This window comes from Saccharibacillus sp. CPCC 101409 (genome assembly GCF_030518235.1).
GTDB lineage: Bacteria > Bacillota > Bacilli > Paenibacillales > Paenibacillaceae > Saccharibacillus.
In genome coordinates, this window is record NZ_JAULSA010000001.1 from 792373 (window position 1) to 816033 (window position 23661).

General features: G+C 57.2%; 21 protein-coding genes and 1 pseudogene. 16 read left to right on the forward strand and 6 right to left on the reverse strand.

Annotated elements, in window-relative coordinates:
* Nucleotides 1-16: 16 nt before the first annotated feature.
* The 8 genes from QWJ34_RS03340 to QWJ34_RS03375 all read left to right on the forward strand — a co-directional run bounded on the left by QWJ34_RS03340 (nucleotide 17) and on the right by QWJ34_RS03375 (nucleotide 9211).
* Nucleotides 17-1141, forward strand: coding sequence for a sensor histidine kinase (locus QWJ34_RS03340; protein ID WP_302725620.1), 1125 nt, complete (start codon nucleotides 17-19; stop codon nucleotides 1139-1141).
* On the forward strand, nucleotides 1053-1712 hold the full coding sequence (locus QWJ34_RS03345; protein ID WP_302725621.1) for a response regulator: 660 nt from the start codon (nucleotides 1053-1055) through the stop codon (nucleotides 1710-1712). The genes QWJ34_RS03340 and QWJ34_RS03345 overlap by 89 nt, the downstream gene beginning before the upstream one ends.
* Nucleotides 1709-2440 carry a class I SAM-dependent methyltransferase gene (locus QWJ34_RS03350; RefSeq protein ID WP_302725622.1) on the forward strand — a complete coding sequence of 244 codons (732 nt, stop codon included), beginning with the start codon at nucleotides 1709-1711 and terminating at the stop codon, nucleotides 2438-2440. Before QWJ34_RS03345 ends, QWJ34_RS03350 begins: the two co-directional genes overlap by 4 nt.
* A 116-nt stretch (nucleotides 2441-2556) precedes the next feature.
* Nucleotides 2557-3717, forward strand: coding sequence for a stalk domain-containing protein (locus tag QWJ34_RS03355; RefSeq protein ID WP_302725623.1), 1161 nt, complete (start codon nucleotides 2557-2559; stop codon nucleotides 3715-3717).
* A 203-nt stretch (nucleotides 3718-3920) separates the two neighbouring features.
* Nucleotides 3921-5564, forward strand: coding sequence for a S1C family serine protease (locus tag QWJ34_RS03360; RefSeq protein WP_302725624.1), 1644 nt, complete (start codon nucleotides 3921-3923; stop codon nucleotides 5562-5564).
* A gap of 277 nt (nucleotides 5565-5841) precedes the next feature.
* On the forward strand, nucleotides 5842-6534 hold the full coding sequence (locus QWJ34_RS03365; protein ID WP_302725625.1) for a response regulator transcription factor: 693 nt from the start codon (nucleotides 5842-5844) through the stop codon (nucleotides 6532-6534).
* Between the two features lie 33 nt (nucleotides 6535-6567).
* Nucleotides 6568-8139: a sensor histidine kinase gene (locus tag QWJ34_RS03370; RefSeq protein WP_302725626.1), complete on the forward strand. Its 1572-nt coding sequence runs from the start codon at nucleotides 6568-6570 to the stop codon at nucleotides 8137-8139.
* A 115-nt stretch (nucleotides 8140-8254) separates the two neighbouring features.
* Nucleotides 8255-9211 (forward strand): 4-hydroxy-3-methylbut-2-enyl diphosphate reductase, encoded by a 957-nt coding sequence (locus tag QWJ34_RS03375; RefSeq protein ID WP_302725627.1) that lies wholly within the window; start codon nucleotides 8255-8257, stop codon nucleotides 9209-9211.
* 192 nt (nucleotides 9212-9403) lie between these two features.
* On the opposite strand, the gene QWJ34_RS03380 is transcribed toward QWJ34_RS03375, so the two are convergent.
* From QWJ34_RS03380 to QWJ34_RS03390, 3 genes and pseudogenes are all read right to left on the reverse strand, one after another.
* Entirely contained in the window at nucleotides 9404-10132 is a 729-nt protein-coding gene (locus QWJ34_RS03380; RefSeq protein WP_302725628.1) for a LutC/YkgG family protein, read from the reverse strand.
* A gap of 71 nt (nucleotides 10133-10203) precedes the next feature.
* Nucleotides 10204-11628: pseudogene (locus QWJ34_RS03385) on the reverse strand (LutB/LldF family L-lactate oxidation iron-sulfur protein); the annotation flags it as partial.
* Nucleotides 11625-12371: a (Fe-S)-binding protein gene (locus tag QWJ34_RS03390; RefSeq protein WP_302725629.1), complete on the reverse strand. Its 747-nt coding sequence runs from the start codon at nucleotides 12369-12371 to the stop codon at nucleotides 11625-11627. The gene QWJ34_RS03390 and the pseudogene QWJ34_RS03385, both read right to left, overlap by 4 nt.
* 201 nt (nucleotides 12372-12572) lie before the next feature.
* Between QWJ34_RS03390 and aldA the strand changes: the two genes are divergently transcribed.
* The 8 genes from aldA to QWJ34_RS03430 all read left to right on the forward strand — a co-directional run bounded on the left by aldA (nucleotide 12573) and on the right by QWJ34_RS03430 (nucleotide 21042).
* Complete coding sequence (gene aldA / locus QWJ34_RS03395; RefSeq protein ID WP_302725841.1) at nucleotides 12573-14003, forward strand: aldehyde dehydrogenase; 1431 nt, start codon at nucleotides 12573-12575, stop codon at nucleotides 14001-14003.
* 267 nt (nucleotides 14004-14270) lie between these two features.
* Nucleotides 14271-14597, forward strand: a complete 327-nt coding sequence (locus QWJ34_RS03400) for a PadR family transcriptional regulator (protein ID WP_302725630.1) — start codon at nucleotides 14271-14273, stop codon at nucleotides 14595-14597.
* A gap of 5 nt (nucleotides 14598-14602) precedes the next feature.
* Nucleotides 14603-15577 (forward strand): permease prefix domain 1-containing protein, encoded by a 975-nt coding sequence (locus QWJ34_RS03405; protein WP_302725631.1) that lies wholly within the window; start codon nucleotides 14603-14605, stop codon nucleotides 15575-15577.
* A 226-nt stretch (nucleotides 15578-15803) separates the two neighbouring features.
* On the forward strand, nucleotides 15804-16868 hold the full coding sequence (aroF, locus tag QWJ34_RS03410; protein ID WP_302725632.1) for a 3-deoxy-7-phosphoheptulonate synthase: 1065 nt from the start codon (nucleotides 15804-15806) through the stop codon (nucleotides 16866-16868).
* Between the two features lie 280 nt (nucleotides 16869-17148).
* Entirely contained in the window at nucleotides 17149-18573 is a 1425-nt protein-coding gene (gene glnA / locus QWJ34_RS03415) for a type I glutamate--ammonia ligase (RefSeq protein ID WP_302725633.1), read from the forward strand.
* A gap of 293 nt (nucleotides 18574-18866) precedes the next feature.
* Entirely contained in the window at nucleotides 18867-19955 is a 1089-nt protein-coding gene (gene serC, locus QWJ34_RS03420; protein ID WP_302725634.1) for a 3-phosphoserine/phosphohydroxythreonine transaminase, read from the forward strand.
* Between the two features lie 179 nt (nucleotides 19956-20134).
* Entirely contained in the window at nucleotides 20135-20599 is a 465-nt protein-coding gene (gene trmL, locus QWJ34_RS03425; protein WP_302725635.1) for a tRNA (uridine(34)/cytosine(34)/5-carboxymethylaminomethyluridine(34)-2'-O)-methyltransferase TrmL, read from the forward strand.
* 188 nt (nucleotides 20600-20787) lie between these two features.
* Complete coding sequence (locus QWJ34_RS03430; RefSeq protein ID WP_302725842.1) at nucleotides 20788-21042, forward strand: AbrB/MazE/SpoVT family DNA-binding domain-containing protein; 255 nt, start codon at nucleotides 20788-20790, stop codon at nucleotides 21040-21042.
* A gap of 149 nt (nucleotides 21043-21191) precedes the next feature.
* On the opposite strand, the gene QWJ34_RS03435 is transcribed toward QWJ34_RS03430, so the two are convergent.
* The 3 genes from QWJ34_RS03435 to QWJ34_RS03445 form a co-directional block, all read right to left on the reverse strand.
* On the reverse strand, nucleotides 21192-22256 hold the full coding sequence (locus QWJ34_RS03435) for a phosphodiester glycosidase family protein (protein WP_302725636.1): 1065 nt from the start codon (nucleotides 22254-22256) through the stop codon (nucleotides 21192-21194).
* Nucleotides 22253-22657 carry a hypothetical protein gene (locus QWJ34_RS03440; protein WP_302725637.1) on the reverse strand — a complete coding sequence of 135 codons (405 nt, stop codon included), beginning with the start codon at nucleotides 22655-22657 and terminating at the stop codon, nucleotides 22253-22255. The genes QWJ34_RS03435 and QWJ34_RS03440 overlap by 4 nt, the downstream gene beginning before the upstream one ends.
* Nucleotides 22658-22811: 154 nt before the next feature.
* Complete coding sequence (locus QWJ34_RS03445; protein ID WP_302725638.1) at nucleotides 22812-23519, reverse strand: DUF2161 family putative PD-(D/E)XK-type phosphodiesterase; 708 nt, start codon at nucleotides 23517-23519, stop codon at nucleotides 22812-22814.
* Nucleotides 23520-23661 lie beyond the last annotated feature (142 nt).

The window sequence follows — 23661 nt, forward strand, 5'->3', positions numbered from 1 at the left end:
CGGGCGGTTATCGGTTATGGGAAACGTACTGAAAAACACCAAGTGGGAGCTGATCTTCTATTTTATACTCAGCGGCGGGATTCTCGCCGCTTTGCTGTTTTGGTTCAGTTTGTACGGGTACGTCGAGATCGCTTCGGGCCGGATCTGGCTGTTCTATCTGCTGGCGACGGTGCTGGCGGCGATCGTGACGGGCTATGTGGCCGGCCAGCGCATCCAGCGGCGGATCGACGTGCTCCACTACAGCATGCTCCAGATCTCGCAGGGCAATCTGTCGCTGCGTCTGGGCGAGTCGGACGATCAGTCGTTCGCGCGCGTGTACCGCGAGTTCAACGCGATGATGGATACGATCGAGAACAAGACCAAGCTGCTGCAGCGCCTGGGCGAGAGCGAAGCGCTCGGCAAAGAACAGCTGCTGGAAAGCGCGGTGCGCGAAGAGCGGCGCCGGATGGCGCGAGATCTGCACGACTCCGTCAGCCAGCAGCTGTTCGCGATCCATATGTCGGCCGCTTCGCTGCCCAAAGTGCTGGAACGCAATCCCGAAGCGGCCGAAACGGTGATGCGCCAGCTGATCCAGATGTCCAATCTGGCGCAGAAGCAGATGCGCGCGCTGATCGCCCAGCTGCGTCCGGTCGAGCTGGAAGGAATGGCGCTGCCCGCGGCGCTGGATCGCTGGTTCCCCGATTACTGTATCCAGAACGGCCTCAAGGGCGTAAAAGACGTCGAGCTGTGCGACGAACTGTCCGAAGGCATCGAACGTCAGCTGTTCCTGATCGTGCAGGAAGCGATGGCGAATATCGTCAAGCACGCGCAGGCGAGCATGGTCAGTCTGTCGCTGCGCGAAAGCGAGCGCCAGGTGCAGCTGTCGATCAGCGACGACGGCCGCGGTTTCTCCGGCGGAGCGGCGCAGAAGCAGGGCTCTTACGGACTTTCGACGATGCGCGAGCGCGCGGAGAAGCTGGGCGGCCGGGCGGAGATCTTGACAAAACCGGGCGCCGGTACGACGATACGGGTACATATTCCCAAATTTTCAGAAGGAAAGGCAGTGGAAGAAGATGGACAAGATCAAGATCCTGCTGGCGGACGATCACGACATGGTGAGGATGGGACTGAAAACGTACCTGATGCTCGAACCGGGATTTGAGGTGATCGGCGAAGCCGCGAACGGCCGCGAGGTGCTTGAGCGCATGCGCGACTTCGCCGCCGACGGCGTCGAGCTGCCGGATCTGATCCTGATGGACCTGATGATGCCGGAGATGAACGGGACCGAAGCGACGCGGGCGGTGCTGGCCGAGTTTCCGCAGATCCGCGTCGTCATGCTGACCAGTTTCCTCGAAGACAAGCTGGTTATGGAAGCGATCGAAGCCGGGGCGGTCAGCTATGTGCTCAAAACGGTGACGGCCGAAGAACTGATCTATGCGCTCAAAGGCGCGTACCGCGGCATGCCGGTCATGACCGGCGACGTCTCGCAGGCGCTGACGCGCGGCATCCGGCAGCGGACGGTCCAGTCCGATTCTTCGCCGCTGACCGAACGCGAGAAAGAAGTGCTGCTGCTGATCGCCGAAGGCATGGGCAACAAAGAAATCGGGGAAGAACTGCATATCAGCATCAAAACGGTCAAAACGCACGTCAGCAACCTGCTGATGAAATGCGAGCTGGAAGACCGTACGCAGCTGGCGATTTACGCGCACCGGCAGGGTTTGGTGAAATCGTGAGCGTCCGTACGGAACAAACGTCCGGGATTCGCAGCTTGATCGCAAACGGTGAAGAAACCGGGAACAACGAGAAATACCGCCGGATGTACGATCGGATTGCACCTTTCTATAATTTGTCGAACAAAGCCTATTTCCGTTTGAAATTCGGGGGCGAAGCGGCTTACCGGATGCAGTTTCTGAGCGAGCTGGAAATTCCGGACGGCGGCCGGGTCCTCGAAGTATCGTGCGGCACCGGCGACAACTTTCCTTATCTGCCGCGAAATATCGATCTGCACGGTCTCGATTTGTCGCTCGGCATGCTGAAGGTCTGCCGCAGACATCTTCGCAAATGGAAACGCTCGGCTTCGCTGTACCACGCTTCCGCCGAATGTCTGCCGTTTGAGGACGAAATGTTCGATACGGTTTTCCATGTGGGCGGCATCAATTTTTTTAACGATGGTGCCAAAGCCGTACAAGAAATGATTCGGGTAGCGAAGTCAGATACGAAGATCGTTATCGTCGATGAAACGGAGAAGCTGGCTTCCGGCACCTATGAGAAGATTCCTTTTGTAGGCAGCCGGTTCAAAGATCGCGGTTCGGAAGTTCGGATTCCGGTCCACCTGGTGCCCGAAGGGATGGAGAATATCGAGGCGAAAGAGATCTGCGGCGGGCTGATGTATGTATTGAGCTTCCGGGTGCCGAAGAACGAGGGAGGCGCGGGTACGGAAACGAAGACGGTTTACAAGTAAGAAGCGGTCGGCGCAGCCGGCCGCTTCTTTTTGTCGTGAATATTAATTTTTTTCGCAACATTTCGTTCTCGCTGCGCGTTTATAAAGATACAGTAAAAAAATGGGAGGAATAATGAATGCTAAAGAAACTGATATTGTCTGTATGCGCGGCGGCGGGAATCGGTTTGTCCGGCAGCGCCTTTATATCTGTAGGTCATGCGGAAAGCGTGGTGCGGATCGACAAATCGATCGTTGATCCGGGAGAAGGAAATGCGACGGCGTTTCTTGAAAAACCGGTCTATATCGTGGACGGGCGTATCATGCTGCCGATCCGCGAATTGGGGCGGTATGCGGGAATCCGGACTTTTTGGGATGCGAAAACGAAAACGGCTTCTTTGCGCGAAATCAGCCGGGTAATCAATCTGAAGATCGGCAGCAAAACGGCTTCGGTAGACGGGCGTGAAACGGCGCTCGACGTGCCCGCCCGACTTATTAACGGAGATACGTATATTCCTTTGAAATTCGTGGCGAAAGCCTTGAATTTGACCGTTACCTGGGATTCGGCATCCCGCACCGTGAATCTGCCTGCCGAACGCGTTATCGGAAGCGAGGGAGACGTTTCCTTTTTGATGAGCCGCGATTTGCCGAGAATATTTAAAGCGGTCGGTCAGAAAAGGGCGATCCTGATCGGGAAAACCAAGATGGATTATTTTCACGGATTTGATCTCCAGGTAAAGAAGCTGTCCGATACTTCCGAATACCTTACAATTTCCGATGTCACCGGCCCTTCCAATCGGGTTCGCCAAACGGAAAGAATGCTGGTTACGGAATATAAAATCGTGAAAGACACCCTGCTTTCGCTGAACGGGGACTACCCGGATACGAGTCTCGACAAAAGCGGCGATCGATGGCTGTTCACGGACGGGAAAAAGACCGAATTCGTGGACCGTGAAGGCCGGGCGACAGCTTCGTACGATTTTGCCAGGATCATGAATCAAACGGACAAAAATTATCTGGTCGAATACGCGAACCCCAAATTCCTGATCGTGCGCGAATATGAAAGCCAGCATTTGATTCTGTATAACCTGAACACGAAACAGCCGGTGTATCTGCACGAAGTCCTGAATCTGCCGCAGGCGGAGAAAGATTATTTGATTCGCGCAGGCGAGGATCGGTACAACGAAGCAGGCAAAGATACGATTATCAAATTTGTGAAAAGCGACAACGATACGGCGAGTTTCCGCTACACATTTTCCTCCGACGGCAAGATTCATACCTATACGTACAAATTGAACTGACGGAATCGTTCGAATTTCCCGTTTTCTTATCTATCTTTATATCTCTTTTAATGTGCAATTAAGGTTACTGGGCGAAAATGACTACAGAAGCAAACGACACACGAAACGCACATACACGACGCTCACATCGCCCAGGTCGACTTAAAAGCATAAACCACATTACGTTATTCGGCATCAGCCCGAAGACGAGGAGGAAAATAGAGATGGACGAAAAGAAATACGGGAATTCTTTTGACGAGAACAATGCAGCAGGCCGCAGCGACAACGAACGCCGTACAGCGGACTTCTCCGAGTCGGCGGGCGGCCGGGACGACAGCTCTTCCTACTACTACTCGTACGGACCGTTCCAATCGGTGAATTCCGAAGGCGAGAACGGCGGACGTCCGCAGCAGGTGGAAGTGACGCCGCCGAGCCAGGTGCGCAGTTACAATTCGTTCAATTCCCCGAATCCGCAAAGCGGCGACGCGCCGAACGGCAAATCGGGCGGCAACTGGAATTACAACCAAAAACCGAAGTCTTCGCTCAGAAATGCGGTAACTTCGTTCGCGGCCGGCGCGCTCGGCGCGGTCGTTATCACCGGTTCGGTCTTCACCGCCGGTCATGCCGGCTGGTTCTCCTCGAGCGATTCGACGAGCGCAGCGGCGGCGACGCAAACGGCGAGCACGGCAAACGCTTCGGCCAATTCGACCGGCACGGCGCAAACGGCGGCTTACACGCTCGCTTCTTCGAAAGACATCTCGGAAGTCGTATCGCAGGCGGGACCTTCGGTCGTCAAGATCGAAACGCTGTCCAAAGGCGGATCTTCGGGCAACCGCAGCAGTTCGAGCTACAGCGATCCGTTCTTCCAGTACTTCTATGGCGGTTCCCAGGGAGACGGCGGAAGCGGCAGCAGAGGCAACAGCGGTTCTGGCTCTTCTTCGGATCAGCTGACGCCGCTGGGCCTGGGCACGGGATTCATTTTCGATAAAGAAGGCTACATCCTGACCAACAACCACGTGGTCGAAGGCGGAGACGTGATTCAGGTAACGGTGGACGGTACGACCAAGCCGTACGAAGCGAAACTGCTCGGCTCCAGCGCCGATCTCGATCTGGCCGTACTGAAGATTACCAGCACGGACGGCAAAGACTTCCCGGCGATCTCGCTCGGCAATTCCGACAATACGGCAATCGGCAACTGGGTCGTCGCGATCGGCAACCCGGAAGGCTTCGAACACACCGTGACGGCCGGCGTACTGAGCGCCAAAGAACGCGAAATCTCCATCGCCGACGAAACGACGGGCCAGAACGTCGATTACAAGCACCTGCTGCAAACCGACGCTTCGATCAACCCGGGGAACTCCGGCGGCCCGCTGCTGAACCTGCAGGGCGAAGTCATCGGCATGAACACGGCGGTCAGCACCGACGCGCAGGGCATCGGCTTTGCGATCTCGTCCAACACGATCAAAGAAGTCGTCGACAAGCTGAAAAACAACGAAGAAATCCCGAAAGAAGCGGTTCCGTTTATCGGCGCCAGCCTGACCACCATGTCCGACAGCATCGCGCAGCAAATGGGCGTGGATACCAAAGAAGGTTCCCTGGTGAGCGAAGTGCTGTACGGATCGCCGGCTTATAAAGCCGATCTGCGCAGCTACGACATCATCGGCGGCGTCAACGGAACCCCGTATGCGACCAGCTCCGAGCTGATCGAAGCGATCCAAACGTTCAAAGTCGGCGATACGATCACGTTGAACGTAATCCGCAACAACCAGAAAGTCGATCTGAAAGTCACGATCGCGGACCGCAACGAGTATGAAAAATCGGCCGCCGCTCAGCAAAACAACAGCGAGAACAGCCAGAACAACAACTAGAACGATCAAAACGACAGCGGTCAGTTCAACCCGTTCGGCGGTCAATAAGCCCTCGAATCCGCGGCGAACGTCCGATGAACAAACAGGCGGGAGGGGATACCCTTTCCGCCTGTTTGGCTGCCGCGGCGAAAGTCTTTCTTTTTCCATAAAACAGGGTGCGCGGAGACAGGAAGGTTGCTACAATAAAGAAGCGAAAAAAGGAAAACGACAGCGTGCGAAAATCAGGCAAGCGATAAACCGAACATAAAAAAAGAACGTAGAGGGGAAAGAAAAGAAGATGCGATCGAACATACTGGTTGTCGACGACGACGAGAAGATTATTTCCATGCTGCGCCGGGGCCTGGCTTTCGAAGGCTACGAAGTCCATACGGCGCCCAACGGGGCGGAAGGGCTGAAGCTGATGCGTTCCACCGATCCCGATCTGCTTGTGCTCGATGTGATGATGCCGGAGCTGGACGGCTTCGAGGTGGTGCGCAGGCTGCGGGAAGCGGGGAGCGGAGTGCCGGTGCTGATGCTGACGGCCAAGGACGAGCTGGAGAACCGGGTCAAAGGACTCGATCTGGGCGCGGACGATTATCTGGTCAAGCCGTTCGCGCTGGAAGAGCTGCTTGCACGCGTGCGGGCGCTGCTGCGCCGTAAGACCGACTCGGTGCGCGGGGACGACGGGGAGCGCCTGGCGTTCGAAGACCTGATCATGAACGTCGATTCGCGGGAAGTGACCCGGGGAGACAAACGCATCGAGCTGACGGCGAAGGAATTCGAACTGCTGCATCTGTTTATGCTCAATCCGAGACGCGTGCTGTCGCGCGACCTGATTATGGACAAGATCTGGGGCTACGATTACAGCGGCGAGTCCAACGTGCTCGAAGTGTACGTCGCCATGCTGCGCCAGAAGACCGAAGATCCCGGCCGCAAACGCCTGATCCAGACCATCCGCGGCGCCGGTTACATCCTGAGAAGCGATTCCTAAGAAGCGATTTCCGGAAGGGGGCTGCCCTCGTTCATGTCTATCCGTTTACGCCTGACCGCCTGGTATTCGGGCATTCTTGCGGTTACGCTGCTGCTGTTCAGCGCGATCATTTATGTTTTCGTCTATTACAACACCTATGAGAATACGTATGAAACCTGGAAAAGCCGGATCAGCGACCAGATTAACAAAAGTATTACGGCCGCCAACGTCAGCGCCGACGGCACGGTGAACCCGACGATCGACGTCAATAATATCCTGCAAACGGTCGACCGGCGGCTGTATGTGCAGATTTACTATTACGATACCCAAAAACTCCAGCAGTCCGACAATATGACGTTCGGCGACAACGCGATCAAGTTCGACGTGCCCGATCCCAAAAATGTCAAACAAGAGTTCAGCCGCATTCGTTCGGATGGCCGGCCGTATCTGATCTATCAGCGGGTAATGGTCGTGACGAACCGGAACTCGCCGGTACTGCTGCAGATTGCGGCCAGCACGGAGGAAGCGGAAAATATGCTGTCGGACCTGCGTTTTATTCTGGGTCTGGGTTCCGTTTCCACGCTGATTCTTGCGTTTACGCTCGGTCTGTTTCTGGCGCGCAAATCGATGGCGCCGATCGGCAAAGTGATCGAAGCGGCCAACGCCGTGCAGACAAGCAGCGATCTGAGCATGCGCATCGATTATACCGGGCCGGAGGACGAGATCGGCCGGCTGATCAGCACCGTCAACCGGATGATGGCGCGGACGGAGCTTTTTTACAAAGATCTCGAAGAATCGTACCGCACGCAGCGGCGTTTCGTCTCGGACGCTTCGCACGAGCTGCGCACGCCGCTGACGACGATCCGGGGCAATATCGATCTGCTCAAAAAGGTCTGGTCGCCCGACGGAAGCCGCTCCGCGCTCAGCGAAGAAGATCTGCGCGAGATGTCGATCGAAGCGGTGGGCGATATCGCGGACGAAGCGGAGCGCATGAGCCGCCTGGTCGCGGATATGCTGTCGCTCGCACGTGCCGACGCCGGCCAAACGATGCAGAAAGAACTGCTCCAGATCAAGCCGCTGGTCGAAGAAGTCGTGCGCCGCTCGCAGTTCCTGCCGCACCGCGCCGAATGGGCCCCGGGCGATCTGGATGCGCTGGACGGCATCGCGGTCGTCGGCAGCAAAGACTACTTGCAGCAGATGCTGTTTATTTTTATCGAAAACGCCTTTAAATACACGATGGAAGGCCAGGTTACGCTCGATGTGGTCGTCTACCGCCAGCAGGTGGGCATCCGCGTCAGCGATACCGGTATCGGGATGGACAAAGACGAGGTGCCGCATATCTTCGAGCGCTTCTACCGGGCGGACGAATCGCGCGGCAAAACGCCGGGCACGGGACTGGGGCTGTCGATCGCCAAATGGATTATCGACGAGCACCAGGGGTCGGTGGAAGTGGTGACGGTCAAAGGAGAAGGCACGACGTTTATTATCTGGCTGCCTGCCCTGTTCCCGGAAATATCGGCCGAAGGCGCCCGGGAAGTGTTCGAAGTCTTCGAAGCGGAAGAGCCGGCGGAGCGGTCCGAGCCGCCGGAAACGACGGAAGAATCGGATGGGGATAAGCGCGATTGAATCCGGACGGGCGGCCCTGCGGCCGTCCGCCTTTCTTCAAGCTGCCGAATGCGTTATAATCGGGATATGCGCGTATCCGCGCTCAAGCCATGAATCCGAAAGCAGGTGCTGATAGATGGAAGTTCTACGTATCGCCCCGCGCGGCTACTGTTACGGCGTAGTCGACGCGATGGTACTCGCCAGACAAGCGGCCAAAAACCTCGATCTGCCCCGGCCTATTTATATACTCGGGATGATCGTGCACAACGCGCACGTCACCCAATCGTTCGAGGACGAAGGCATTATCACGCTCGACGGGCCGAACCGGCTCGAAATTCTGGAACAGGTCGATAAAGGCACGGTGATCTTTACCGCGCACGGCGTGTCGCCGGAAGTGCGCAAACGCGCGCGCGAACGCGGCTTGACGACCGTGGACGCGACCTGCCCGGACGTGACCAAGACGCACGACCTGATTCGCGAGAAAGCGGCGGAAGATTATACGATTATCTATATCGGCAAAAAAAATCATCCCGAGCCGGAAGGCGCGATCGGCATCGCCCCGGACAAGGTGCATCTGATCGAAAAAGAAGAAGAGATCGAAGCGCTTAACATCCCGGCCGGCAAGATCGTGATTACGAACCAGACCACGATGAGCCAGTGGGATATCAAGAATATTATGAAAATGCTGCTGGAGCGTTACCCGGGAGCGGAAGTGCACAACGAAATCTGCCTGGCGACCCAGGTGCGCCAGGAAGCGGTCGCGGAGCAGGCCGGACAAGCGGATCTGGTCATCGTCGTCGGCGATCCGCGCAGCAACAACTCCAACCGCCTGGCGCAGGTGTCCGAAGAGATCGCAGGCACGACCGCTTACCGGGTCGCCGACGTCAGCGAGATCAAGCAGGAATGGCTGATGGGCATTTCCAAAGTGGCCGTTACGGCAGGCGCTTCGACGCCGACGCCGATCACCAAGGAAGTGATCGTTTACCTGGAGCAGTTCGAGGAAAGCGATCCGTCGACCTGGGAGATCAAGCGGACGGTCGATATGAAGAAGCTGCTGCCGCCGGTGCGGGAGAAGACCAAAGCGAAAAGCTGACGGGCGTTGAACTCGTCCGGGTTGTAAGCAGAGGATGCAGGATGAACATTTTGAAGAAAAGTTCGAATTTAAATAAAAGGTTCTCATCGAAGAAGCCGGAAAGCGCGAAGGAATCGCGTTTTCCGGCTTTTTCGGTTTGCGGTATGGTCGTGTTATTGCGCGGGAGACTGCGCCCGTGTAAAATAATCCGCTCTATACCAGGACGTACGTCGCCCGCAGCGGGCCGTGCACGCCGACGACGAGCTGCATCTCGATATCGGCCGAGTTGGACGGCCCGGAGATCATATTCAGGCAGGAGCCGAGATTCTCGCCGGCTTCGACGCGGCGGTTGAGATCGGCCATCGCCTGCGTCGAGCGGGGCACGATCCGTTCCCGCTCGATCACGGCGATATAATGCGCCGGCAGGAAATGCAGCGCCCGGCCCTGGTCCGGCCGGCTTGCCAGCACGACGGTGCCGGATTCGGCCAGCGCGTAGTCGGCGAATACGAGCGCGATATTCGCCGCTTCCGCGCGGCGCACATTCTCTTCGCGCCCCGCGTGCTCCGACCAGGCAAAGTCGCCCGGAAACGAAAGGCCGTATTCGGCGAAGCGCGGATCGCCGGAACGGACGACCGGACCTCCGCCGTAGCCCGCGATCAGGTCGCCCAGCGTCTGCTGAAGCAGTTCGGGCGTCGATTCGATCACCTGCGTGTGGATAAAAAAACACTGCTCTTTCAGTATCTCGACCAGCTGCTCCGGCGTCCGGTCCGAGAGGGTGTCCAGATGGACGGTATGCTTCCAATCCGGCCGTACTACGCTGTCCGTCCGGCGGGGACGTCCCAGGCTGCCCGCGACACGGTCCAGGAACGACTCGCGATTCGAGCCTTCGCGGATAGGACCGCCGTTCGACGGACTGCCGCTGTTTGAATGCAGCTTATTCATCGGCGATCGCCTCCTTTTTCTTCTATAGAAAAGGAGGCGGCGGAAGAAGAAGCGTCCGAACCGTTTCGGCCCGCTGCGCTTCCGCGTTCCCGCTGCTCGTACCAGGAGCGGAAGTTATCCCGCTTCTTCACCGGCTGGGGCAGATCGCGCGAACCGATCCAACCGGACAGAGGAGCCGGACCGCGCACAATCCGGCCGTGCTTGCTGAGCAGTTTGCTCATCGGATTCGCCAGGCGCAGCGTGCGGCTGAATAATCCCGGCGACGACAGCAGCTTGGCGGCGGCTTTCATCTGCATCCGGTCGGCCGATCCTGTCCGTCCCTGGGAGACGATGTTCTGCCGGTGCAGGATCAGCTGCTCGTGCAGCGGAATCTTGACCGGGCACACGTCGGTGCACGCTCCGCACAGACTGGAAGCGTAAGGCAGCTCTTTGTACTCGTCGTAACCGCCGAGCAGCGGCGTAATGACGGCCCCGATTGGGCCCGGATAGATCGAGCCGTAGGCGTGTCCGCCGATATGCCGGTACACCGGGCAGACGTTCAGACACGCGCCGCAGCGGATGCACTGGAGCGCTTCGCGGAATTCGCCGGCCAGGATATCCGAGCGGCCGTTGTCCACGATCACGAGATGGAACTCTTCGGGACCGTCGGATTCGCCGTCTTCGCCGGGTCCCATCACGGTAATGTAGCTGGTCAGCTTCTGCCCGACCGCGCTGCGGCAGAGCAGATTGTCCAGCACTTCCATTTCTTCGAGCGTCGGTACGATCCGCTCCATGCCCATCACGGCGATATGCGTCTTGGGCAGGGCGGCGGTCAGGTCGCCGTTGCCTTCGTTGGTGACCAGGTTGATCGCGCCCAGATTGGCGACGGCGAAGTTGCAGCCGGTAATGCCGACCTCGGCTTCGAGGAATTTCTGCCGCAGGATGCGCCGAGCGAAGCGCGCCAGGTGCTCCGGCGTTTCGTCGCCGTCGTAATCCAGCTTGGACGCGAATACGTCGCGGATCTGGCTGCGGTCTTTGTGCAGCGCAGGCGCGACGATATGCGAAGGCGGGTCCCAGTCGTCTTCCTGGAGGATGTATTCGCCGAGGTCGCTTTCGATCACTTCGCAGCCGGCTTCCATCAGCACGCGGTTCATCTCGATTTCCTCCGTGACCATCGATTTCGACTTGACCACTTTGCGCGCGTTCTTGCTCTGCACCACGTCGCGGATATATCCGCTCGCTTCTTCTTTGGTCCGCGCGAAGAAGACGCGGCCGCCGCGGCGCTCCACGTTATCGGCCATCTGCCCCAGATAATAGTCCAGGTTCTCCAGCGTATGCTGCCGGATCTGCTGGCCGAGTTCGCGCCAGCGCTCCCAGTCGCCCAGCGAAGTGGCGGCCGTCAGCCGCCGCGTTTTCAGGCTGTCCTGGGCCGAGCCGACCGCCCCGCGCATAAAAACGTCGCCGATTCCGTCCGCGGTACGTTCGCCGAATTCCCGTTTGTCCGTTTGCAGGCTCATAACAGACTTCCTCCTTTCACGGCGGACGGCCTCGTATTCAGCACCTCCGCGATATGCATGACTTTGATCTCTTTGCCGGTGCGCGACATGCGTCCGCCGATATTCATCAGGCAGCCCATATCCGCGCTGATGAGATATTCGGCGCCCGTGTCGGCGACGCAGGCGCTTTTCTCGTCCGCCATCTGCTGCGAGATCTCCGGCATCTTGACCGAGAACGTACCGCCGAAGCCGCAGCAGTTGTCCGCGTTCTTGAGCGGTTCGAGCTCCAGGCCGTTTACATTCTTCAGCAGCATAAAAGGCGTTTCCGCTTCGCCGAGCAGCCGCGTCATATGGCAGGAACGATGGTACGTCGCGCTGCCTTCGAGTCTTGCGCCCACGTCGGTCACGCCGAGCACGCGGACGACAAACTGGGTGAACTCGTACGATTTTTCTTTGAGCGCAATCGCTTTCATTTCCCACTGCGGATCGCCTTTGAAAATATGGGGGTATTCGTGGAACATGGCGACGCAGGAGCCCGACGGGCCGACGACGTAATCCGAGTGCTCGAAAGCGAGCATCATATTCTTCATGGCCTGCTTGGATTCTTCCAGATAACCGCTGTTGTAGGTCGGCTGCCCGCAGCAGACTTGAGATGCCGGCAAATCGGTCTCGCAGCCGAGCCGTTCGAGCACTTCGACCATCGCCCGGCCCACATTCGGGAACATAAGATCGACCAGGCAGGTCGAAAAGATGCTGACTTTCATGGGGATCCCTCCGTTTCATTCTCCATTCTACTCTTTGATGCGCAGCTTGGAAACAAAAAACAGCCAAAATAAAATATAAAACATCACAAAACAATAAAGAAAAAAGAATGAAATGTTGACAATAAAAATTGATAACGTTTACAATATAATAGAAGATACATTCCATAACTCGAGGAGGCAGAACCGGTGCAAAAACATCAAATGTATATCGACGGACAGTTTACGGATGCGGAAAACGGAGAATGGATGGATGTGACCAACCCGGCGACGGACGAAACGATCTCCCAGGTGCCCAAAGCGACCAAAGGCGATGTGGCGCGGGCGATCGACGCGGCCGAAGCGGCGCAGATTGCCTGGGAAGAAACGCCGGCCGTGGAACGCGGGAAATATCTGCACCGGATCGCCGACGGCATCCGCGAACAGGCGGACGAGCTGGCGCGCCTCGTGTCCGAAGAAGTAGGCAAGACGCTGGAGCTGTCGACGGTGGAAGTCAACTTCACGGCGGATTATATGGACTATATGGCGGAATGGGCGCGGCGTTACGAAGGCGAGATCGTGCAGAGCGACCGCGACAACGAGAACATTTTCGTATTCAAAAAAGCGATCGGCGTCACGACCGGCATCCTGCCGTGGAATTTCCCGTTCTTCCTGATCGCCCGCAAAATGGCTCCGGCTCTGATTACCGGCAACACCATCGTGATCAAGCCGAGCGCGGAGTCGCCGAACAACGCGGTGGCGTTTGCGAAGATCGTCGACAAAGTCGGCCTGCCCAATGGCGTGTTCAACCTGGTGACCGGACGCGGCGGCGAAGTGGGTAACGAACTGGCGAGCAATCCGAAAGTGGGTATGGTCAGCCTGACGGGCAGCGTGCCGGCCGGGCAGAAAGTCATGGAAGCGGCGGCCCAGAATATTATCAAAGTCAGTCTGGAGCTGGGCGGCAAAGCGCCGGCGATCGTACATAAAGACGCCGACCTCGACCTGACCGTCAAAGCGATCGTCGATTCCCGCGTCATCAATACGGGCCAGGTGTGCAACTGCGCGGAGCGCGTATACGTGCACGAAGAGATCAAGGAAGAATTTACGAACCGGCTCGTCGAAGCGATGAAAGCCGTCAAATACGGCGATCCGCTTCAATCGACCGATATCCAGATGGGCCCGCTGATCAACAAAGAAGCGCAGGACTCCGTACAATCCAAAGTCGACCGCGCGGTGGAGCAGGGAGCGAAGCTGCTGCTGGGCGGCAAAAAGGTCGAAGGCAAAGGCAGCTTCTACGAACCGACCGTCATCGGCGACGCGAGCAACGAGATGGAGATTATCCAGGAAGAAATCTTCGGTCCGGTTATCCCGATCGTGCCGTTCAAAGACCTGGACGAAGCGATCGAACTGGCCAACGACAGCGAATTCGGCCTGACATCGTCGCTGTATACGCAGAATCTGAACGTGGCGCTCAAAGTGGTCAAGCGTCTCAAATACGGCGAAACGTATATCAACCGAGAAAACTTCGAAGCGATGCAGGGGTTCCACGCGGGCTGGCGCAAATCCGGCATCGGCGGCGCGGACGGCAAGCACGGCTTGAACGAGTATTTGCAGACGCATGTGGTATATATCCAGTTCGACAAAGAGATCAAATAAGATCGGAGCGGCATCGTCGGGTTCGGCGCGCCCTCCAAGCGCACGACCGGAGAACGCCCCCGCGAGGGGAGCGTTTTCCGGTCTTTTTTTGCCGTTTTCCGGTCGGCGCTTATTTTTGAAATAAAAAGAGAAAACAAACAAAAACTCAAATCGAAGAATTACTTTACCTGTCGTAGTAATCGTGATACAGTAGCTATACAAACTACTACGACAGATGAAGTACGACAGATGCAGTAGAAAAATACTTGCGCGGGAAGGGGGAGGCCGTTGATCAGCAGCGACGTCATCCGGGGCTACAACGATACCATGATCCTGTATATGCTGCTAGACGGGGAATCGTACGGATACGAGATTTCGAAAAATATCCGCAGTCTCTCCGAAGAAAAATACGTGATGAAGGAAACGACGCTGTATTCGGCTTTTACGCGGCTGGAGAAAAACGGATATATTACGGCGTTCCACAAAGACGAAACGTTCGGCAAACGGCGCACCTATTACCGAATTACGCCGGAAGGGGTCGCGTATTACCGGGAGAAATGCAGGGAATGGCAGGTTACGCAGGAAGTTGTCGATAAATTCATAAAGGAGCCGTGATGAGGATGGAAACGCTGAACGCGTATCTGGACAGCATGTTTGCCGCCTGGCCGCGCACCGCGCAGGTAGCGGATCTGAAAAGGGACATGCTGGCCGCGATGGAGGACAAGTACGACGAACTGAAGCGGACAGGCAGATCGGAGCACGAAGTCATCGGAATCGTGATCTCGGAATTCGGCAGCGTCGACGAGCTGATGGGCGAGCTCGGAATCTCGCCCGCGGACGAACGGCAGGCGGCGCCGAAGCTGACGGAAGCGTCCGCGCTGGGGTACGAAGCTTTCGTGCGGCGTTCTTCGCTGCTCAAAGGAATCGGCTGGATGCTGGTTCTGCTCGGCGCCGCCGCGATGGTGCTGATCGCGGCGCTGAACGAGAACGGAGCGCTCGGCGCTCTGAGCGAAGACGCGGGTTATCTGCTGGCCGTGATCGCGCTGTTCGTGCTTGTCGTGCCGGCGATCGGTTTGTTTATCGCGAGCGGCGGCGGCAAAGAGTCTTACGGCGTGTTAAGCGGCGATTTCGAATTGGCCGCGGGAACGCGCGGGATAATCGAATCGCACCGCGAAAGCTTCCGGCCGATCCGTTCGCGCTCGGTCGTCGCGGCGGCCTGCCTGGGCACGCTGTCGCCGGTGGCGGTGCTGATCGCGGCGATGAACGGCGAAGGGCAAACGCCTTACGGCGTATCGGTCATGCTGGCGCTGCTGTCTTTGATGCTATTCCTGTTTGTCTACTATGGAGGGATACACGAAGGGTACGAGAAGCTGCTCCAGCTCGGCGAGTTCACTCCGACGAAAAAAGAAGAAAACCGGGTGCTCGGGCGAATCGCCGCGGTCGTATGGCCGCTTGCGTTTATTGTATTCTTCGTCAGCGGCTTCGTGTACGGGCGCTGGGACGTCAACTGGGCGGTATTTCCCGTAACGGCGGTGCTGTTCGGCGCAATCGGGGGCGTATACGGCCTGCGCGCGAAAACGAAGCAAAAAGCGTGAATAAAGATGTGCGCGCCCGGCGGATGCCGGGCTGTGTTTTGAACATCGACGCGCAGGCAAATCGTTTGGTCCTTCGGGTTGACGGAGGACTCTTTTTTTGTTAGTATTGCTTTATTGATTAAAAGCATAAAAGCCTAAAAGCGTTTAAGCGCGAAAGGGAATTTAAAAAACCAAAAAGACGATCGGGAACACGGTTCCCGTTCCCATAACGAAAGGAAGAGAAAACATGATCGCTATTTTATCGAACCAGGCTCCGGAGGAGCAGCTTCAGGAAGTTATTCGCGTCATCGAGAAAGAAGGACTGACCGTTCACTTGTCCCGGGGAGCGGACCGTACGGTCGTAGGGCTGATCGGCAAAGCCGAGCCGAGACTCGCCGAGCATCTGCGCCAGATGAAAGGCGTCGAAGACGTGGTCAAGATCTCCAAATCGTACAAATTGGCCAGCCGCGATTTCCATCCGGAGAATACGGTGATTCAGATCGGCGACGTCAAGATCGGCGGCGGCGAGCTGGTGGTTATGGGCGGACCGTGCGCGGTGGAATCGCCGGAGCAGATCGACGAGATCGCGCGCCTGGTCAAAGCGGCGGGCGGGCAGGTGCTGCGCGGCGGCGCGTTCAAGCCGCGGACCGGACCGTACAGCTTCCAGGGCGTCGGCGTGGAAGGGCTGATCATGATGGCCGAAGCGGGCAAGAAGCACGGCCTGCTGACGATCACCGAAGTCATGACGCCGGAGTATGTCGATATCTGCGCGGAATACGCCGATATCCTGCAGATCGGCACGCGCAACATGCAGAACTTCGACCTGCTGCGCAAACTGGGCGGCTGCGGTCGTCCGGTCCTGCTCAAGCGCGGCTTCAGCGCGACGTACGACGAGCTGCTGAATGCGGCCGAATACATTCTGGCCGGCGGCAACCCGGACGTCATGCTGTGCGAACGCGGTATCCGTACGTTCGAATCCTACACGCGCAACACGCTCGATCTGGCGGCCATCCCCGCGCTGCAAAGCCTGAGCCATCTGCCGGTAATCTCCGATCCGAGCCACGGCACGGGCCGGCGCGAGCTGGTGGAACCGATGGCCAAAGCTTCCGTAGCCGCCGGAGCGGACGGTCTGATTATCGAAATGCATACCGATCCCGACAATTCCATGACGGGTGACGGCGTGCAGTCGCTGTTCCCCGACCAGTTCGCGGGACTGCTGCGCGATCTGGAACAGCTCTCGCCGATCGTCGGCAAATCTTTCGGCACGGCCAAGGCCGAAGCGGACGCCTTCAAAAATTGGGCGATCGTCTAATTTTTGAACGCAAACGCACATCTTGATGCCGTTTGCAAATGATGCTCCCGTTAACAAAAAGCCCGCGCCGCGCCTGGATTTCAGGCCGGCGTCGGGCTTTATTGATCATCCTCCCGAATTTGCGCGCAAGTGTGAGTATAACTCACATTATCGTAAAAAATACCTGACATGAGACTTGACTGCTAAATTGGGCCGTTTTATAATGACGACAGCGAAAAAGAGCATGAACGTTACATAGTCAACATCCGTTCAATGTTCGGAAATTTGGGAGGAAAGTGACATGTCGGTAGAAAAAGTATTGAAGCTTATTCAAGAGAACAACATCGAGTGGGTGGATTTCCGCTTCGTGGATCTGTCGGGAAAAGCTCATCACATTTCGGTCCCTGCCAGTGCGGTTGAAGAAGAAACGTTCGAGAACGGGGTAGCCTTCGACGGATCGTCGATCCCGGGCTTCCGCGGCATCGAAGAGTCGGATATGGTCATGATGCCCGATCCTGAATCGGTTTACATCGACGCTTTCACCGCGCATCCGACATTGAACATTATGTGCAACATCCATACGCCGGACGGCGAACGTTACGACCGCGACCCGCGCGGCATCGCGGAGAAAGCCGAAGCGTTTCTCCAGGCGAGCGGCGTAGGTTCCGATGCGTTCTTCGCGCCGGAGTCCGAGTTCTTTGTCTTCGACGACGTCCGCTACGAAAGCGGCATGAACAGCTCTTCGTTCTTCGTCGATTCCGAAGAAGCGGCCTGGAACACCAGCCGCAAAGAAGAAGGCGGCAACCTGGGCTTCAAAGTGGGCGTCAAAGGCGGATACGTACCGGTTGCTCCGGTCGACAGCCAGCAGGACATCCGCAGCGAAATGTGCCGTCTGCTCGAAGAAGCGGGCCTTGTGATCGAACGTCACCACCACGAAGTGGCGACGGCGGGACAAGCGGAGATCAACTTCCGGTTCGACACGCTGAAGAAAACGGCCGACAACCTGCTCAAATACAAATACATCGTGCACAACACCGCGCGCCAGTACGGCAAAACGGCTACGTTTATGCCTAAGCCGCTCTTCGGCGACAACGGCAGCGGCATGCACGTTCACCAGTCGATCTTCAAAGACGGCGAGCCTTTGTTCTACGAAAAAGGCGGCTACGCCAATCTGAGCGAGATGGCGCTGCACTACATCGGCGGCATCCTGTATCATGCTCCGGCGCTGATCGCATTGACCAACCCGAGCACCAACTCGTTCAAACGCCTGGTTCCGGGCTACGAAGCTCCGGTCAACCTGGTCTTCTCGAAAGGCAACCGTTCCGCGGCCGTCCGCATCCCGGTCGCTGCCGTGACGCCTAAAGGCTGTCGAATCGAATTCCGTACGCCGGACTCCACGGCCAACCCTTATCTCGCTTTCTCGGCGATGCTGATGGCGGGCCTCGACGGAATCAAGAAAAAAATCAACCCGGTCGAGCTGGGCTACGGTCCTGCCGACAAGAACCTGTACGATCTGCCGGACGAAGAGAAATCCCAGATCCGCAGCGTTCCGGGTTCCCTGGAAGAAGCGCTCGACTCGCTCGAAGCGGACAGCGCGTTCCTGACTGAAGGCGGAGTCTTCTCCGAAGACTTCATCGCCAACTACATCGGATTCAAACGCGCCGAAGCCAAACAGGTTTCGATCCGCGTTCATCCGCACGAATACAGCCTGTACTACGACTGCTAATCCGCCGGCCCGAACGGGTCCGACGAAGCGGCGCGTAAGCGGCCGGGCACGACGGCTTCCGCTCTGAATTCAGAGCGGAAGCCGTTTTTGCATAAAAGAAAGCGCGAAGAACATACCGTCCGCCGCATCGAAGATTGGGCCAAATCCGAACGAAGTCTTAAATTGCGGCTAAAAATGTACAGGTTCGTCCCCTACATCCGTTATCGCTTTATCGCGTCGTAGTTTTACTTGAAGTAATGTTAGATTGCTGTTATGATTAACCCTAAATTATGGCTTGAGGGGGCAGCAGATTCATGGGTAAACGGGCTTACAACTTTAATGCGGGACCGGCGGCGCTGCCGCTGGAAGTATTGGAACGCGCGCAGGCGGAATTCGTGGAGTTTCAGGGAACGGGCATGTCGATTATGGAGATGTCCCACCGCGGCGCGGTGTACGAGAGCGTGCATAACGAAGCGCAGGAGCGGCTGCTGGGTCTGCTCGGCAATCCGTCCGGCTACAAGACGCTGTTCCTGCAAGGCGGAGCCAGCACGCAGTTCGCCATGATCCCGATGAACCTGCTGCCGCAGGGACGCAAAGCGGGCTATGTCATGACCGGGAGCTGGGCGTCCAAAGCGGCGAAAGAAGCAAAGCTGATCGGGGACGTGTATACGGCGGCTTCCACGGAAAGCGACAAGTACACCCGCGTTCCGTCGCAAAGCGAACTTGAGATCCAAGGCGATACCGCTTATGTACATATCACGTCCAACGAAACGATCGAAGGCACGCAGTTCGCCGAATATCCGGATACGGGCGGCGTTCCGCTGATCGCCGATCTGTCGAGCGATATTTTCTGCCGTCCGCTGGAGATCGAGAAATTCGGGATGATCTACGCGGGCGCGCAGAAAAACCTGGGTCCGTCCGGCGTAACCGTCGTGGTGGCGCGCGAAGAACTGCTGGCCGCCGAAGCGAAAAATATCCCGGCTGTGTTCCGTTACAATACGCACCTGTCGAACAATTCGCTCTACAATACCCCGCCGTCTTTCTCGATCTACATGGTCAACCAGACGCTGCGCTGGATCGAAGAACAGGGCGGGCTTCAGGGCATCGAAGAAAAGAACCGCGCCAAAGCGCAGCTGCTGTACAAAGAGATCGACGGCAGCGGCGGCTTCTACAGCGGCGTCGCGCAGGAAAGCAGCCGTTCGATCATGAACGTGACTTTCCGGCTCGGCTCGGAAGAGCTGGACAAAGCGTTTGCCAAAGAAAGCGAGCGGCAGGGCTTTGTCGGCCTCAAAGGCCACCGCAGCGTCGGCGGCCTGCGCGCTTCGATCTACAACGCCGTGCCGCGCGAGAATGTCGAAGCGCTGGCCGACTTTATGCGCGACTTCGTCAAACGCAACGGCTGAGACTGTACGGCCGCCGACTCGCGGCCTTCCCTTAAGCCGGCGATTCGGGTACTATAAGAACAGAAGAGACGGAAAAGCCGCCCGCTTTGGGCGGCTTTTCCGCGTGTCTGCGCGGCGTCTGCGCCGGCGCGGGCGCGCGGGACGTCCGATTATTACCGAAACGGAGTGAATGAACTTTTATGGCACTGCATATCGTATTGGTCGAGCCGGAGATTCCCGCCAATACCGGCAATATTTCCAGAACGTGCGCCGCAACGGGCACTTTCCTGCATCTGGTCCGCCCGCTGGGCTTTCGCACCGACGACGCCGCGCTCAAGCGCGCCGGGCTCGATTACTGGCCGTCCGTGAAGCTGGAGTACCACGATTCGTTCGCGGAGCTGCAGGAGAAGTACGCGGACAGCCGCTTTTTCTACGCGACGACCAAGACCGACAAACGGTATACCGATATCGAGTTCCGGGACGGGGACTTTCTGGTGTTCGGCCGGGAAACGAGGGGGCTGCCGCCCGAGCTGATCGAAGCCAACGCCGATACCTGCATCCGCATGCCCATGAGCGATGCGGTCCGTTCGCTGAATCTGTCCAACTCCGCGGCGATTATTTTGTACGAAGCGCTGCGGCAGCTGGACTTTCCGGGCCTCGATTAAGCGGCGAACAGCCGGATATTGCCGGCAAACTCGATTAGACAAAGAACCGATAATTAACCAGTGCTTCTTTTTTTATCCGAAGGCAGGAAATGCTGATTGGACGTCGAATATGTAATGTTGGGTTTGCAGAATGACTTCTGCAGGTGGGGCAGAAACAGCAAACTAAAACAGAAGAGGTGTTTTCAATCATGAAACCTGCTGGAGTAGTCCGGAAAGTCGACCAATTGGGACGCATTGTCCTCCCCAAATCGCTGAGAAAAAGATATCAGATGAACGAGGGAGACCCGGTCGAAATTTTGGTCCAGGGAGATCATATTATTTTGGAGCGCTACCGCCCCAAATGTGTGTTCTGCGGTTCAATCGAGGAAGTAAGCGAGTTCAGAGATCGTTATATCTGCGGAGCATGCGTCTCCGAGATGATACATCTTCCGAAACACGGCTGAACTGCGGTGAAAACACCCCGCCATTGAGGCGTATGCACAAGCCGTCCGGTTTGTACACGCACCTTACAAAAAAGAGCCCTGATCGGGGCTCTTTTTTATGCGATTTACGGCGGTTTCGCCTGCCGGCGCATCCGGACGCAAAGCGCGGGTCAGCGGAAGAACAGGAAGCTCGTCGGAACGGGACGAAGATTGCCGTCGGAAGGATGGTTGACCACCCGTCCGTTCATCACCAGCGAAGACGAACCGCCGCCGTCGAGATTATAGGCGTTGACGACGCCGATCTTGTACAGCTGGCTCTGAATCTCTTCCAGCGTGGCGCCGGAGCCTCCGGTTTCGTTATAGCCGTCGATCACGAAGATAATCAGCTGATCGTCTTTGTAGCTCCCGATAATCGTGCGCGGAGCTCTTTTCGGCGCCGCTTTCCATTTGGCCGGGATAGCCGTTTTTCGGCCGTTTTCCAGCAGAATCGGCACAAACGAAGCGCCGAATGCCGGCTGCAGGCTGTCGAGTTCGTCCTGCCGGTCGAACTTGCCGCCGATCAGTTTGCCGGAATCGTTCAGTCCGACAAAATACAAGTCTTTGAAGCTGGACTGGAAGCCCGTCAGGTACTGTCCGTCCATCATGGTCGTGCTGAGCGGATAACGCTTGCCGTTCTGGTCCGCGAAGCCTCCGGCGTTGATGCCGGCGATCGCGCCGTAGCGCTGCGCCGCATGCAGCGTCGTCTCCGAGCTGCCGAGCTGTTCGCCGGCGAGACTCATGCGCATCGCGGACGGATCTTTGAGCTTGACCTTCATCGCGTAACCTTTGTAGGTGACGGCGTTGACGCGGAACAGCTCCAGCCGGATCTTGTCGCTGTCCACGGTTTCGATCGGCCGCCCCAGCTTGGAGCGGATGCGCGTATCGTAGATCGATTCCGGCCGCTGCGCCTGAACCGACGCTTTTTGCACAATCGTAGACATGGTCTTTGTCGTCTGATTGTACAAATTCAGCGTTTTCTTGATCGAAGTCGTCGTGGATCTGGCGCTTTTCTCGGCTGCGTCCAGGTCCTGGAGCAGCTTGCCGGACGACGAAGACAGCGTGAGCGGACTTTTGTAAGAATCGGTATCCAAATGCAGATCGATTTGCGGCGGAAACAGCATCAGACAAAGCAGAAGTCCCATTACGGGCGCGGCCAGCAGCAGGAAAAATCGATTCACCCGTTGGACTCTCGTCATTTGAGCAGATCCATTTTCTTCTGAAGCTGGCTGAGCTGCGTTTTGACTTCGTCCAGCTGCGTGTAAAGCTTGTTGCTGTTGTCCGTTTTGTCGTTCGCGTTGTCTTTGGTAAAAGTAAGCAGTTCGTTAAAAGAGTCGACCTTGCTTTGCAGCGCGGCGACCTGGTCGTTCAGTTCGGTGAACTGCTGCTCGTAATCGGCGCGCAAATCGGCCATCTGCGCCTGCGTCTGGCTTTGCAGGCTGAGCAGGGTCTGCTCCTGGAGCCGCTCGCTGTACAGGTAGGCGGCATAGACGAACAGGCCGATAAGCACTACCCAGAACAGCAGAAACCATCTGACGGGAAGCCTGTCCTTTTTCTTGCTGCGGGACGGGGAAGAGGTAGGTCCCGTTGAAGCCTTCATGCGATCACCTCGGAAAAGATTTAAAAATCGGACGCGGCGTCCGATTTTCAGCTTTCATTCTATCATGCATGGTTTTGTTTCGCAAAAACTATTCTGTAAATTTACATAAAAATTTTCAATTTGCAAAATAAGCCTGCGGGTCGGAGGGGGAACGTCAGCGTTCGGTCCAGGCTGCAACGACGGCCGCATATTCGTTCAGCGCGGCCCGGCCGCTTTCCGTCAGGCGGTAGCGCCCGCGCGATACCCGCTCGAACCAGCCGTAATGGTTGTCGCGCAGAATGCCCGCCGCTTTGCCGAGCCCGCTCGCTTCTTTGAGCATAAGCGGCGAGGCTTCGCCGAGCATCCACAGATGCCTGGCGATCTTCAAAGCGTTCTCCCGGTAGGCGGTCACGATCTTGCGCTTGTTTGCGCCTCCGATATTGTGGTCGCCGCTGCGGGCTTCGAATTCGGTCTTGAGGCGTTTGGCGCGCGCGCCGCCGGCTTTGCTTCCGGACTCCCCGGCTTCGCACAGCACCTCGACGAACGGCGGCTTGGTTTTGTAAAAAGTAACGGTGATCAGCCCGAGACCCAGCCGGCGGCACAGCAGCGCAATATCGCCGAAACGCTGGTTATGCGCGCCTTTTTTGTCACGGTTGCGTTCGACGGCCAGATAGACGCTGCCGCCCGTGCGCTGCCGGTCCGCGCCCTGGAGCAGCAGCTCGAGCGTGAACGTTTTTTTGATCTCGACGATCAGCGGCCGGACTTCGTTTTCCCGATAGCCGACCAGATCGCAGTGACGCACTTCGCTTTTTACCGCGTAGCCGCGTTGTTCGAAAAACAGCTTGAGCGGCGGATACAGTTCGGTTTCGTATTTAACGGCCATACGGCAAACTCCTCGAATGTGACGGTAATGGTAAATTCAATAACTTATCATACCCCTAATCCTCCGCTTTGGCAAAAGGACTTGTGACGCAGAAGACACCTATATATAATAGAAGGAAAAAACATGGATTTCCGGACGGAAC